Origin of the sequence: Cognatundibacterium squillarum (assembly GCF_014652435.1) — a bacterium.
In the GTDB taxonomy this organism is placed as follows: Bacteria; Pseudomonadota; Gammaproteobacteria; order Burkholderiales; family Burkholderiaceae_D; genus Undibacterium; species Undibacterium squillarum.
The window spans coordinates 369236-383108 of record NZ_BMYU01000003.1 but is presented as its reverse complement, the minus strand read 5'-3'; the positions used below and the strand labels follow the sequence as shown (position 1 = coordinate 383108).

General features: G+C 53.4%; 11 protein-coding genes. 9 read left to right on the top strand and 2 right to left on the bottom strand.

Features of this window, described 5'->3' with window-relative positions; translation table 11 throughout:
• The first annotated feature begins 267 nt into the window (after positions 1 to 267).
• The 5 genes from IE092_RS08770 to IE092_RS08750 all read left to right on the top strand — a co-directional run bounded on the left by IE092_RS08770 (position 268) and on the right by IE092_RS08750 (position 8728).
• Positions 268 to 1239, top strand: a complete 972-nt coding sequence (locus IE092_RS08770; RefSeq protein WP_189356715.1) for a Bug family tripartite tricarboxylate transporter substrate binding protein — start codon at positions 268 to 270, stop codon at positions 1237 to 1239.
• Between the two features lie 51 nt (positions 1240 to 1290).
• Positions 1291 to 2385, top strand: coding sequence for an ABC transporter substrate-binding protein (locus tag IE092_RS08765; protein WP_189356713.1), 1095 nt, complete (start codon positions 1291 to 1293; stop codon positions 2383 to 2385).
• 76 nt (positions 2386 to 2461) lie between these two features.
• Positions 2462 to 4240 (top strand): ABC transporter permease, encoded by a 1779-nt coding sequence (locus tag IE092_RS08760; protein ID WP_189356711.1) that lies wholly within the window; start codon positions 2462 to 2464, stop codon positions 4238 to 4240.
• A gap of 41 nt (positions 4241 to 4281) precedes the next feature.
• On the top strand, positions 4282 to 5346 hold the full coding sequence (locus tag IE092_RS08755) for an ABC transporter ATP-binding protein (protein ID WP_189356709.1): 1065 nt from the start codon (positions 4282 to 4284) through the stop codon (positions 5344 to 5346).
• 403 nt (positions 5347 to 5749) lie between these two features.
• Positions 5750 to 8728 carry a bifunctional diguanylate cyclase/phosphodiesterase gene (locus IE092_RS08750; RefSeq protein WP_189356708.1) on the top strand — a complete coding sequence of 993 codons (2979 nt, stop codon included), beginning with the start codon at positions 5750 to 5752 and terminating at the stop codon, positions 8726 to 8728.
• A gap of 34 nt (positions 8729 to 8762) precedes the next feature.
• Here IE092_RS08750 and IE092_RS08745 read toward each other — a convergent pair whose 3' ends face one another.
• Positions 8763 to 9608, bottom strand: a complete 846-nt coding sequence (locus tag IE092_RS08745; protein ID WP_189356706.1) for a Dyp-type peroxidase — start codon at positions 9606 to 9608, stop codon at positions 8763 to 8765.
• 212 nt (positions 9609 to 9820) lie between these two features.
• Here IE092_RS08745 and IE092_RS08740 point away from each other — a divergent pair, with 212 nt between their 5' ends.
• From IE092_RS08740 to IE092_RS08725, 4 genes are all read left to right on the top strand, one after another.
• Entirely contained in the window at positions 9821 to 10333 is a 513-nt protein-coding gene (locus IE092_RS08740) for a hypothetical protein (protein WP_189356704.1), read from the top strand.
• 224 nt (positions 10334 to 10557) lie between these two features.
• Positions 10558 to 11544 (top strand): phosphate/phosphite/phosphonate ABC transporter substrate-binding protein, encoded by a 987-nt coding sequence (gene phnD / locus IE092_RS08735; protein ID WP_189356702.1) that lies wholly within the window; start codon positions 10558 to 10560, stop codon positions 11542 to 11544.
• 130 nt (positions 11545 to 11674) lie between these two features.
• On the top strand, positions 11675 to 12658 hold the full coding sequence (locus IE092_RS08730) for a DUF6929 family protein (RefSeq protein WP_189356701.1): 984 nt from the start codon (positions 11675 to 11677) through the stop codon (positions 12656 to 12658).
• 130 nt (positions 12659 to 12788) lie between these two features.
• Positions 12789 to 13328, top strand: a complete 540-nt coding sequence (locus tag IE092_RS08725; RefSeq protein ID WP_189356699.1) for a hypothetical protein — start codon at positions 12789 to 12791, stop codon at positions 13326 to 13328.
• 45 nt (positions 13329 to 13373) lie between these two features.
• Here the strand turns inward: IE092_RS08725 and IE092_RS08720 are convergent, their stop codons facing one another.
• Entirely contained in the window at positions 13374 to 13868 is a 495-nt protein-coding gene (locus IE092_RS08720; protein ID WP_189356697.1) for a hypothetical protein, read from the bottom strand.
• Positions 13869 to 13873 lie beyond the last annotated feature (5 nt).

Genomic DNA, 13873 nt, shown 5'->3' with positions numbered 1-13873 from the left:
TGAAAGCGATTTGAAAGCCTGATCTGTTTGCGGTTTTGTCGTTTCTATCACATTGCAGGCTGCGCCTGCGTTTTCAGCAGCTATACTGAAACCGGCAACCGGCACCGAATCTTTCTCCTGTTGATCAATGTGTTTCCGGCTGCCACGTTCCTTTGTTGCTTGTTTTATTTGTTTTGCTGGACTTTCAGATGCTGAAAGCTTGCTGAAAGTCTCCCCCTTTTAAGATCTGTGCATCATTCCTCTGAATGTGAAAAAACCGGACCGCTTATGACCATGCGCCACCTTATTTGCAGCATCTTGCTGACAGCCAGTGTTCCGGCTGTCAGCGCCAGCGTGTTCCAGACGCCGGATGCAGTGCGCCCGCGCTGCATTGTTCCGGCGAAACCCGGTGGCGGTATGGATCTGAGCTGCAAGCTGGTACAAAAAGCGATGCCATCGCAACAGTTTCAGATTAGCTATCTGCCGGGCGGTGTTGGTGCAGTCGCATGGACCACGCTGCTGAGTCAGCGTAAAGCCGTGCCGAACACCATGGTCGCGTTTTCCGGTGGGTCTCTGCTGAATATTGCCGAGGGCAAATTCGGTAAGGCGGATGCAACGCAGGTACGCTGGGTCGCAGCAATCGGTGCCGACTACGGCATGATCGCGGTACGCAAAGATTCACCATACAAAAATCTGCGCGAACTGATTGATGCACTGCGCAAGCAACCGGCACGTTTTTCTATCGGTGCCGGTGGCACGGTGGGCAGCCAGGACTGGCTGAAAATGGCACAGATTGCCCGCATCGCAGATATTGATCCGAAGGCGCTGAAACTGGTGGCCTTCGAGGGCGGCGGGGAATCTTTCACTGCCTTGCTGGCAAACCATGTACAGATTGTGTCCGGTGATGTCTCGGAAGCCAGCCTGCATGCAAAAGCCGGTGAAATACGGGTACTGGCAGTACTGGCAGATTCCCGCTTACCGGGTGCACTCGAACATATTCCGACGGCACGTGAGCAGGGCTATGACGTGACCTGGCCGATTATCCGCGGCGTGTATATGAGCCCGGGCATCAGCGACAACGAATACCAGTTCTGGGTCAACCAGTTCGAAAAAGCGATGGAAAACCCTGCCTTTACAGAGCAGCGTAAGGCAATGGGTTTATACCCGTTTTCAATGACAGGCAAAGCCTTAACTGACTATGTGATGCAAACGGTGGAGCGTTACCGGGTGCAGGCCAAAGAACTGGGGATGGTCAGATAAAGACTGAACACCCCGGAAAAAACCAAACCAGAAAATAACAGGAGAAGACAAATGCAACGACGCCACTTTATGACAGGCTTACTGGCTGCAATCAGCGTTTCCGGTGCAGCGATTGCGCAAGTTCCGGCCGGCTACCCTGCGGACTACCAGAAAATCATCGACGGTGCGAAAAAGGAAGGCAAGCTGGTCATTTACAGCGCCACCGATACGAAAGCCGTGGAACCGATGATCAAGGATTTCCGTGCCATGTATCCGGATGTGCAGGTGGAATACAATGATATGAATTCCACCGAAGTGTATAACCGCTATATTTCCGAAATGGCGGCCGGTGGTAACAGCGCTGATCTGATGTGGTCTTCCGCAATGGATCTGCAAGTGAAACTGGTTTCCGACGGTTATGGCCTGACATATGCATCGCCGGAAATTCCGGCCATGCCGCAATGGGCCGTCTGGAATAACGCCGCTTACGGCACAACCTTCGAACCGGCGGTCTTTGTCTACAACAAACGTCTGGTTGCTGCCGATGAAGTACCGAAAACCCATGCTGAATTCGCAAAGCTGCTGACGACCAAAGGCGACAAATTCCGTAATAAAGTCACCGCTTACGATATCGAAAAATCCGGTGTCGGCTTCATGTTCATCACACAGGACAGCCGCGAAAATCAACAGTTCTGGGAACTGGCTAAAGCCTTCGGCAGTGTTGCGCTGCGCGTCCAGTCCTCTACCGGCACCATGCTGGAACGTATTTCTTCCGGTGAAAACCTGCTTGGCTATAACATTCTTGGTTCGTATGCACTGGTGCGTGCCGCCAAAGATCCGTCCATCGGCGTACAGATTCCGAAAGATTACACACTGGTGATGTCACGCGTGATGTTTATCAGCAAAGGCGCCAAGCATCCGAACGCCGCTAAGCTGTGGCTGGATTACACCCTGTCCAAGCGTGGTCAGACCATGATTGCGAACGAAGCAAAACTGTATGCAATCCGATCCGATGTCAAAGGTGAAACCACATCTTCTGAACTGGCCAAAGTCATCGGTACCGGTCTGAAACCGCTGCCGGTCAATCCTATGTTGCTGCAGTATCTGGATCAGGCGAAACGCTTGTCCTTCCTGAAGCAATGGAAAGAAACTGCCGGTAAAAAATAAACCGGATGCATTTCCGATGATCCGGGTCGTCCTGACCCGGCATCTTTTCTGTTAATTTGTATATTAAGGGTCGCTTATGAACACGCCCGGGCTGACTGCACCCCAATGGTGGCAGCGTTTTCACTGGACGCGTGCGCTTGTCGTTACGCTGACACTGATCGCTATCCTGACACCGCTGTCGCTGATTTTTTATCAGAGCTTTTTAAATGCACCGTTTTTCGCACCAGTCAAAGAACTGGGGCTGGATTCGTTCCGCTTTATTTTCGACGATCCTGATTTCCGTCAGGCCTTCACCAACGGCCTGATTCTGGCCACAGGTCTGACCGCCATTGCGGTTCCGCTGGGCGGCATGCTGGCATTCCTGATGACGCGCACTGATTTGCCGGGACGCAGCTGGCTGGAACCGCTGATTCTGGTACCGATTTTTGTCTCGCCGATGGTAATGGCCTTCGGCTATGTCGTGGCGATGGGCCCTGTCGGTTTCTATACCCTGTGGGCGAAACAGTTTATCGGCGTGGAACCGTGGAATATTTATTCCTTCACCAGCATCGTGATCATTGCCGGTTTAACGCACGTACCGCATGTGTATCTGTATTCTTCCTCCGCACTGAAAAGTCTGGGTTCGGATGTGGAAGAAGCTGCACGCGTCACCGGTGCCTCGCCATTCCGCGTGGCGCTGAATGTATCACTGCCGATGATCATGCCGGCCTTATCATTCGCCGGTGTGCTGGTGTTTTTCCTCGGCTTTGAAGTCTTCGGACTGGTACTGGTACTCGGTGATCCGGAAGGGCATCTGGTGCTGCCGACCTATCTGTATAAACTGACCAACAAACTCGGCACACCGTCTTACCACCTGATGGCAGCGACAGCCGTCTGTCTGGTGGCAGTAACGATGCCGCTGGTGATGGTGCAGCGCTGGTTACTGAAATCCGCGAATAAATATGTTTCTATCAAAGGTAAAGGTTCACGTCAGAAACCGCTGCCTCTGGGTAAATGGAAGTGGCTGGCTTTCGGTGTGATCGCTTCCTGGCTGCTGTTCACCATCATTCTGCCTTTGTCCGGTATTGCGCTGCGTTCGTTTGTCTCGTACTGGGGCGAAGGTGTGCCGCTGGGCGAAGTGCTGACGCTGCAGCATTTCCGTGACATTCTGGAACAGCCATCGCTGATGCGCGGCATTCTGAATACTGTGCTGATCGGCATTATCGGTGGTGCACTGGCAGTGATTTGCTACAGCGCAATTGCTCTGGCAATGCACCGCAAACCGGACATGGTCAGCCGCATTCTGGATTACTCCGTACTGGTACCGCGCGCGGTACCGGGCTTGCTGGCTGGTCTGGCTTTCCTGTGGGTCTTCCTGTTTGTTCCGAGCGGTCTGGAAAATCTGCTGCGCGGCAGTGACAGCAGCATTTCCGTCTGGCTGCAGGAAAATCTGATTCCGCAACTGCGTGCGCTGCGCTCCACCATCGTATCGGTCTGGATCGCTTACACCGTGGTCTGGATGGCATATGGCCTGCGCCTGATTTCTTCTGCATTGCTGCAGGTCGGACCGGAACTGGAAGAAGCCGCACGTGCAGTCGGTGCGCGCCGTGGTCAGGTGACACGCGATGTGACCCTGCCATTGATCAAATACGGTCTGCTCGGCGCATGGCTGATGATCTTCCTGATTTTCGAACGCGAATATTCCACCGGCGTGTATCTGTTGTCACCGGGTACTGAAGTGATCGGTGCGCTGATCGTTTCCCTGTGGGCAGGCGGCTCGGTTGATCTGGTTGCTGCCTTATCGTTTATTAATATTACACTGGTTGCCATCGGCCTCGGCATTGCGCTGCGCTTTGGCGTCAAACTCAATCACTGATACAGCGCTGCCTGTTCATTACCGAAAAAGAGAGAAGCATCATGTCTGATTTAAGTGTAAAAAACCTGACTCTGGAATATGGCAGCGGCGCCAGCGCCAACCCGATTCTGAAAGGCGTATCGATGGAATTGCAGCGTGGCGAAGTGGTCGCGCTGCTGGGCCCGTCCGGCTCCGGCAAAACCACGCTGCTGCGTGCTGTGGCTGGTCTGGAATCGCCGAAGACCGGGATGATACAAATCGGTGACCGTGTGATTTTTGACGGCGCAAAAAACATTGAAATCCCGGCGGAACACCGCAACCTCGGCCTGGTGTTTCAGTCGTATGCGCTGTGGCCACACAAAACCGTGAACGAAAATGTGGCTTACGGCCTGAAGCTGCGCAAAATGCCGGCAGCGGAAATCGCTACCCGCGTGAAAGAAGTGCTGGGACAACTCGGCCTCGGCCATCTGGGTGAACGCTATCCGCATCAGTTATCCGGTGGTCAGCAACAACGGGTGGCGATTGCCCGCGCACTGGTGTACAACCCGCCGGTGATTCTGCTCGATGAGCCGCTGTCGAATCTGGATGCCAAGCTGCGTGAAGAAGCCCGTGCATTCTTACGTGAACTGATCGTGCGTCTGAATCTGTCTGCGCTGATGGTGACTCATGATCAGGATGAAGCAATGGCGATCTCTGACCGGATTCTGTTGCTGAACAATGGTGTGATTGAGCAGCAAGGTACACCGCAAAGTATGTATGAAACACCGCATACCCTGTTCACAGCAGAATTCATGGGCAGCAACAATAAACTGCGCGGACGTGTACTGCAGCGCGACGGCGACAATGCTGTGATCGAAGTTAACGGTCGCCAGCTGAATGCCACAGTGCGTGGTGCGAGTATGGCACAGGATGCAACAGCGATTATCCGTGTCGAAAAAGTCCGTATCAGCCAGACGCCTTCTGCGAATGCGATCGAATTGCCGCTGACCACTTGCATGTATCTGGGTAACCGCTGGGAATGCCTGTTCGGTCACGCAGGTGAAGGGATCCGCGCCTACGCGCCTCAGCGTCTGGAAGCCGGTAACTACTGGCTGCAACTGGATGCAGACAAACTCTGGCTGTACTGATCACGCCAGCGTTGTACACAGCAGTCTGACGGCGGTTTGCATGCGTACAGCAGCAAACCGCCGCTGTACTTTCCGCGCACGGTGTTATGGGGACACAGACTGAAGCTGACTATATCATCAGGGTCAGCACATGCATGCCTTACCTGCTACACAGCAATGCATATTTGCGCTGTCATATCTCTGACCTATCATACAAGGACGTATTTCACGGACCTTGCTGCGCACCGGCGCAGTACCATCTCCGGTGAAATATCTTCAGTGTGTTGCAATTCTCTGTCTCTGCAAACCGGAATACCGCATAATGCGCAAAAACCAGCCGGCTGTATGCGATATCTGAAAGTCTGCCGGAACCCGGAGGCAGGTGTACACGTCTGAAGTCTGGTTCATTTTGACAGGAACATCCATGCTGAATTTTTTCCGGCGCCTGTTTCCTGCCACCACCCCGCCCGGCTCTGTGGCCGGACGCTTACTGCTGGTGACGGGTTTATATGCGCTGTCTGGCTTTTACAGTTTTTCTGTGCCGTTTCAAAACGCCGGCATCAGCCTGATCTGGTTACCGGTCGGCATTGCCTTCGGTGCCCTGCTGCGATGGGGTACGGCAATGCTGCCTGCGGTTATCGCCGGCGCGCTGATCATGAATTTGTATCTGGGACATTCTCCGCTGGCAGTGGCCGTACTGACTGCAGGCAGTACACTGGGCCCCTGGCTGGGTTGCCGCCTGCTGCAGTATTACGGCTTTGACCCCGCTTTACAAAACCGGCGTCAGGTACTGACCCTGATGGCCGGTGCTGCAGCCGGATCCGCAGTGTCCGCGATTACCGGCAGCATGTGGCATGCCGGTAACGGACTGGAAATACCGCCGCTGTCCGCGCTGCTGGTCTGGTGGGGCGGAGATGCGCTCGGTGCCATGCTGACGGCTCCGGTTTTTCTGACCATGACACGTCTGGCGATCGAGCCTCTGCGCCATCAGAAGCGGGAATTACTGAGTTTACTGTCCGTCATTGCCATTACCAGCTGGGCTGTGTTTTTCTCGCCGTTCCCCGAATTGCATTTACCATTTCTGATAATAAGTCTGATGATCTGGCCTGCAATGCGGTTTGAAATTGCGGTGACCGCGACGCTGAATCTGATGGTGGTTATTGCCGCTACTTATGCATCGTCTATCGGCAGCGGCGTATTTGAAAGATACACCGGCATCAGCTTGCTGACCCGCTGGGGCTTTATTTTCATACTGACCATGATCAGCCTGATCACGACCGCACTGCGCAAAGAACATCAGGCGCTCAGTTATCAGATGCATGAGGCGTACAACAGGTTGCAAAAACTGGCGTCGCGCTTACCTGGACTGGCAATACAATGGCGCATTCATGCTGATCAGCGTATTACTGTTCCGTATGCAAGCGATGCTTTGCCCGAAATGTTTGAACTCAGTTACGAAGAAGTCCAGCATGACGGCACACGCTTGCTGGCCAGAGCACATCCGGAAGATTTCGAAGCTGGCAGAGCTTTGTTGCGTGAAGCGACACGACATCTGACGCCGTGGCAATGTGAGATTCGCTACTTCCGCAAAGATGGCAGTGAACGCTGGTTATACCTGGACGGCTTACCGGAGGCGGAAGAAGACGGATCCATGCTGTGGCATTGTTTTATTACAGACATCACAGATCGCAAACAGGCTGAAAGCGACCTGATGATCGCCGCCTGTACCTTTGAATCACAGGAAGCAATTTTCGTAGCCGGACCTGATTGGCGTATTTTACGTATCAACCACGCTTTCAGCCGTATTACCGGCTTTACACCGGCAGATCTGATCGGCGAAAAATCACCGTTACTGGAACCCAGTGCGCAGTCAGAGGACATCTTGCCTGAGTTAGTTCAAACACTGGCAATCCAGCACTTCTGGCACGGTGAGTTATGGCATACGCGCTGCAACGGTGAGCGCTTTCCCGTCATGATCACACTGACTGCCCTGCATGACCACCATGGACGCCTCAGTCATTATGTCGGCTCTTTTACAGATATCAGCAAACATAAAGGCTATGAAGCGGAAATCCGGAATCTGGCGTTTTATGATTCGCTGACGCAATTACCTAACCGCCGTTTGCTGACGGACCGGCTGGATCATTTACTGCGCCAGCACCAGCGCAGCCATGCACACAGTGCCGTTCTGTTTATTGACCTGGATAACTTCAAAACCCTGAATGATACCCGTGGCCATGATGCCGGTGATTTACTGCTGATCGAAGCGGCACGCAGACTGCGCGAATCGGTACGTGACAGCGATACCGTTGCGCGTCTGGGTGGTGATGAATTTGTGGTGGTACTGGAAAGTCTGAGCGAAAGCCGCGAAGAAGCTGCGCAGCAAACCGACCGCATTTCTGAAAAAATCCGGAGCGTGCTGAACCAGCCCTTCCAGTTCACTGATTTTGAACACCATGCGTCCTGCAGTATCGGAGTCTGTCTGTTCAATGATCAGGACATCACCGTGAAAGACTTGTTTAAACGTGCAGACACGGCAATGTATGAAGCCAAGACTGCCGGTAAAAATGCAGTACGCTTTTTTGATCCGGCGATGCAGGCCATTCTGCTGGTGCGCATGCTGCTGGAATCCAATCTGCGGGTAGCGCTGAGTCAGGATCAGTTCCAGCTTTACTATCAGGTGCAGGTCAATGCTGCGGGGGATTTGCTGGGTGCAGAAGCACTGCTGCGCTGGTATCACCCGGACCGCGGTTTTATTTCGCCGGGTGAATTCATCCCGGTCGCGGAAGAGGCTGGTCTGATCATTCCTATCGGCCGCTGGGTGCTGGAAACTGCATGCGCGCAGTTACACCAGTGGCAGCATGATCCGCTGACTGCCGATCTGACACTCGCCGTCAATGTCAGCGCGCGCCAGTTCCGTCAGTCTGATTTTGTAGAGCAAGTGCGCTCGATGATTCAGCAATATGCTTTCCCGCCGGACCGCCTGAAGATCGAACTGACAGAAAGCACCGTCCTTGATGACGTTGATACCACCATCCGTACCATGCAGGATTTGCGAAAACTTGGCGTCGGCTTTTCGATGGACGATTTCGGCACCGGTTATTCTTCACTCGCATATCTGCAAAAGCTGCCACTGACACAGTTAAAGATCGATCAGTCGTTTGTGCGCGATCTGAGTGAAGATGAGAGCGACGCAACGATTGTGCGGGCCATCATTTCTCTGGGGGTGAATCTGGGACTGGACGTGATTGCGGAAGGTGTGGAAACCGATGCGCAGCGCGAATTCCTGATGTCGCATCATTGCAATGCGTTTCAGGGTTATCTGTTCTCACGTCCATTACCGTTACCGGAATTTGAAAAACTGGTGCGGGAGCGGCGTACTGCAATGCTTCCTAAGTTATGACCATCTGTGCCGGCAAATGCCGGCACAGTGACATTCAGACGGTCCAGCCCAGCGGCGGGCACCAGAAATACGCAGTAGTCTGCGGCTGGCTGAAACGGAACAGGGCATCGGTTACACCGTCCTCCGCGCCGGACATACGGCGCAACTGCGCTTCAAACGCCTGATAGCTGCGCGCAAATGCCACGAAATACAAGCCGCCGTGCATGCCTTCTGACCACGGCATAGAACGGCGCAGCATAAACGCCGGCGGCTCAAAATCTTCCTGCGCAGTGCGTTTCACATGCGCTGATTCCGGCGCATCTTCCAGTTCTTCATTATCGGAAAGACGACGACCAATCGCGTGATCTTTCGCCGGTTGCGCCATTGCTGCCAGTGCGGCGAAATCATGCTGCCATTGCTGAACCGCCACAAAGCTGCCACCGGCTTCCGTGACTGCCACCGCCAGCGCCTCATCGTCCTGTGGATTTTCCGTGCCGTCTTCGTAACCGGACAAATCACGGCCTTCTGCGTACCGGAAAGCGCCGGTCTGGTACTGCAACTCAAATGCCGGAGTCAGCACTTCCGCGATACGCAATTGCTGATGCACCAGTTCTCCGCGCTCTTCGGCACGCAGCCAGATCCACAACGCTGCCGGCGTTGCCGGAATACTGACCTGACTGCCCGCAATACCGGTAAATTCCTGTAAACCGCTGACGGATAAATCCAGTACCTTTGCAAGCGCTGCACCGATACCGGTAACAATTCGATCACCATCGGTCAGCGCCAGTAAGGCGTGCAGACTTTGCTGCACAGATGTCCGGTCGGCACCGGAACGGATAGTCCAGGTCAGATAACTGGCATGGGCAGGAATGGCCTGCAGAATCGCTGGCTGATACGACATTGCTTACTCTCCTTCATCGGTTATCCGCGCATGGTGCTGCGGGCAGATGCTCATTATGCCTCAGAAAGACGCCGGTGTCGGACAGGCCAGCCGGAACAGGGCAGACGGAAAACCGCTATACTCGTATGAATTGCCTGCCGTTGACCCGCACTGCCACGGGTTCACTGACAGTGCTGCAGCATCCGCTGCTCAGGGAAGCAAAAGGTTTGTCTATGGTTCTGATTTTGACCCGCGAGGGTGCGGGGATTAACCCGTTTTTTCCATTTCTGATTTCACCGGCCCGGCGTTATATCCGCGTGGTGGACTGGCTGCATTACCAGCGCTGGTTACCATGGCTGCTGGGTGCAAATGCCAGTCTGCTGGCCGTGTTCTTTTTTCTGGCGATGCAGGAATCGCCGGAGCAATGGACTGACTTATACACACTGGCGTCCTGCGCACAGTTCGGCTATATCGGCTGGCGTATTTTCTCGGTACGTAAAACCACCATCCTGGATCTGAAGCAGGGTGCAATCGCGGCCGGCGCGCCGCTGGTGGTGTGGCTGGAAACCATGAGCCTCGCGGCGGGATTTCTGATGGCGGCGCAAACCGGTCTGCGTTTTGCGGAAAGCGGTGCGGATCACTGGCTGTTCTGGCTGATGGAAGTTTTCTGCGCGGTATTACTGCTGATGCCGCTGCTGAATTTTCTGACACTCGGACGTTACAAGAAAAAGAATCAGAAGAAATAATGCCGCACGATTCCGCAAGCAAATTGCGTTTGTGGATAACAACATTCCTGTGCACAAAACATGCGCAAAAACAAGGCAATCCACCACAACTTAGGGGTTTCCTTCGCTGCCATGTCTTTCATCAATCAATAAATATATCATCAGTATTTTAATTACCAGTGATTCAGCCTGTGGACGATGTCCCGTTTATACACAGGCTGCCTGCATACCCAATACTGATCGCTATGAACCGGTTCCGACGTCACTTCTGCGCAATTGCGCTTTCTGCCCTGTGCCTGCCTTCGCTTGCCAGTGAACCTGCCACGCTGACATTTGCCATTATCGCTTCCGGCCATCCGGATCAGGTAAAGCGCGACTGGGAGCCGTTTCTGCAGGAAATGTCACAACGCACCGGCATTCCGGTGCAGGCACTGGTATCTGACAAACACAGCGAACTGGTGGAAGCGATGCGTCAGGGCAAAGCTCAGATTTCGATGGGCAATAAGCTGTCGCTGGAACTGGTGGAAAGCGGCATTTGTAAAGTATTTGCGCAAGTCGTCAAAAAAAATGGCGAACGCGGCTATCACTCCGTTCTGATCACCCGTGCAGACACTCCGCTTAACAGTCTGCCGGATTTACTGGCGCAGCGTGGTCAGTACCGGTTTATGAACGGTGATCCGAAATCCACATCCGGATCGCTGGTACCGGCATTTCATGTCTTTTCCAAAAACAAAACTTCGCCGCAGCAATTGTTCAAATCAGTCGCGACTGGCAATCACCAGAAAAATTTTGATGCTATTCTGAAAAACGAAACGGACGTCGCCACCAACAGCAGCGAATACATCGAAAAGATGCAGACCGAGCGCCCGCTGGATGCGAAAAAAATCAAAGTCATCTGGAAATCTCCGCAGCTGCCGAATGATCCGGTGATTATGCGCAACGATCTTCCCGAAAATATCAAAAATAAACTTGAGAAATTTTTCCTTCAGTTCGGAAAAAACAATCCTAAGCAGGCGCGGATTCTGGATGAACTATCCGGCTGGTCCGGCTTTCGCAGTTCCACCAATGCCCAACTGATTCCGATTGCGGATCTGGAGCTGTTTCACTTGCTGCGCACCAATGAACTGGACACCAGCCGCTCTGCCGACGAACGTAAAAAAACCTATGACAACCTGATTGCCCGCTTCAGCAAACTCGATCTGAAACTGAAACTCGACGCTGCGGCGCAATAACACGGCAGCCATCCGCCAGACCGTGCCAGCCCGATCCGGCAAACGTACCGGATTGGTATCACCACAGCAGACCGCAACAGAAAACCATACCGTCACGTTGCGATACTGCTTCTTGACCACGAGGAAAACCATGAAGTTATTAACAGGACTGATCAGTCTCGCCTTCAGCGGTCTGGCCATCGCTGCCGGCCCGACCTATCAGTTACAAGTAGGCGCACCGGTACTGAATACTGCCATTCCGTCCGGCTCCGGCATGAGCCCGACCTTTAATCACCGTTATCTGGTGGTGGGAGACGATTCGCCGTATCTGTTCGAAGTAGATGCAAAATTTCAGGTCGTCAAGAAAACCCTGATCAAAGACTATCCGGTCAATGCGCAAGGCCGCATCGATAAGAAAGTCAAACCAGATTTTGAAGCGATGACACCGCTGGTCTGGAACAAGCAATTGTGGAGCATGGTGATCGGTTCCGGCAGCAAACCGGATTTACGCGAATATGGCTTTTTGCTGTCCTATGACGGCAAACAAAAAGTCGAATTCCGTCTGACCAATTTGTACAAACAGTTTTTTGTGGCGGGTGGTCTCACACCAACCCAGACCATCAATATTGAAGGCCTGACGGTTGACCACCAGTACATGTACTTCCTGAACCGTGGCAACTCTGCGAGCAATATGATTTTCCGCGTGAAATTGTCCGATATGTCGGACTATCTGGCAGGCAAAGTCACACAGGTTGCCGAAGTTAAAAAATTCGATGTGAAACTGCCGGTCATCGACAAATTTGAAGCTGGCTTATCCGGCGCCGATTACTGGCCCGAAGCGCGCGCACTGGTCTACACCGCTTCCGTGGAAGCCACCGGTGATGCGTATGGCGACGGCGCGATTCTCGGCAGTTTCGTCGGCGTGATTCCGCTGCACCAGTTGCGCGAAGGCCAGACGCTGGACCTGAGCCGCAGCGCGGCACCCGTGATAGTGAATGGCAAACCAGTCCTGACCAAAATCGAATCGATTGCTTTCCAGAAAGCAGATGAGCATGAAGTGCGCGGTGCGCTGGTCAGTGATAACGATCAGGGTGCGAGCGAATTTTTCGGGTTCCGCCTGCGTCGCAAAGACTAAGATCAGCACTGCGGTTTGTTCGCAACCAGCAGTGATGCCGGCTGCAACAACGGCTGTAAAAAGGTGTGCTCTGTGCACACCTTTTTTACTTTCAATGTTATTGTATCTTAATGACATTTTTATCTATTTAATGATGAAACCATTTTTCTTTTCACCAGTACAGATTTGCCTCAGTACCTTGCTCAGCCTTGCTGCCTTGCCGGCATTTGCACAAGTCTGTACCGGTCAGGTGATCAGCACGCCGGAAGGTATGCATGAAGTACAGGATGAGAGCTTACTGAAAGCGACGCTCGGTGAACCCGGTAAAGGCAGTTTATGCACTGCCAAAGTGTTTGAAGTGGACAAACCAGTGCGCTTGTTCCGCGTATATAACGCTGCGCAGCCGGCATCTTTATATGGCCGCTGGTGGTCTTTGCAAGTGCCGGTGGGGCCACGGACGCAGTATGCAGCTGAGAATGCGATTTGTCCGGAATGGAGCCCGCTGAATGCGGCAGCAACCTGTACCCTGAAACCGGGTGTGCGTGTGGTGATCGGGCCGGGGCAGAGCGCGCAATGCGCCAGTGGTGAAGTATTACCGGCATCCGCAACGAATCAGGTGTATGTCGCGAATGATGCACGTGCGCAAAAAACACTGGTGGATAACTGCAGCGAACCGCTGGTCTGGCCCTGAAATTTTTGCGCTGATCTGTTCAGCGCGGCGTGGATAAGTCCGGCGTTATTCAGGCCACATGGACAGCACCAGATGTTCTATGCTGTTCGGGTCTGCCAGTTTTTTACGCGCTTCATCAAAGCCCGGCGGATTCGGTACTGCCTTTTTGGTGTGCACCGGTGTATCGATCGCCATTTTGATCGCGAATACGAAAATACCTTCTTTGATCAGCGGTGGCTGCAGACGGCGCACAGTTTCGTAGATCTGGTTGTCGTAGTACTCGTGTACTGCCGGTTTCATATCCAGCCAGGTGGCAACGTCACCGTCGGAACGGACAGCAATTACCAGATAACCTGCACTGGGTGAGAGTTTGGCGCTTTTCAGTGCCTTATAAACAGCGCTTTGCACGCCGCGTGAATAACGTCCCAGATTATCCACCGTGATGCCTTTTTTGTTCATCACGGCTTCGGACTGATAAAAATAAAAATTATCAAAACGGACTTCTGCTGCCTGCACCAGTGTGCAGCAGCTGAGTAAGAGGGCAGCCAGCAGCGATTTCATCCGTT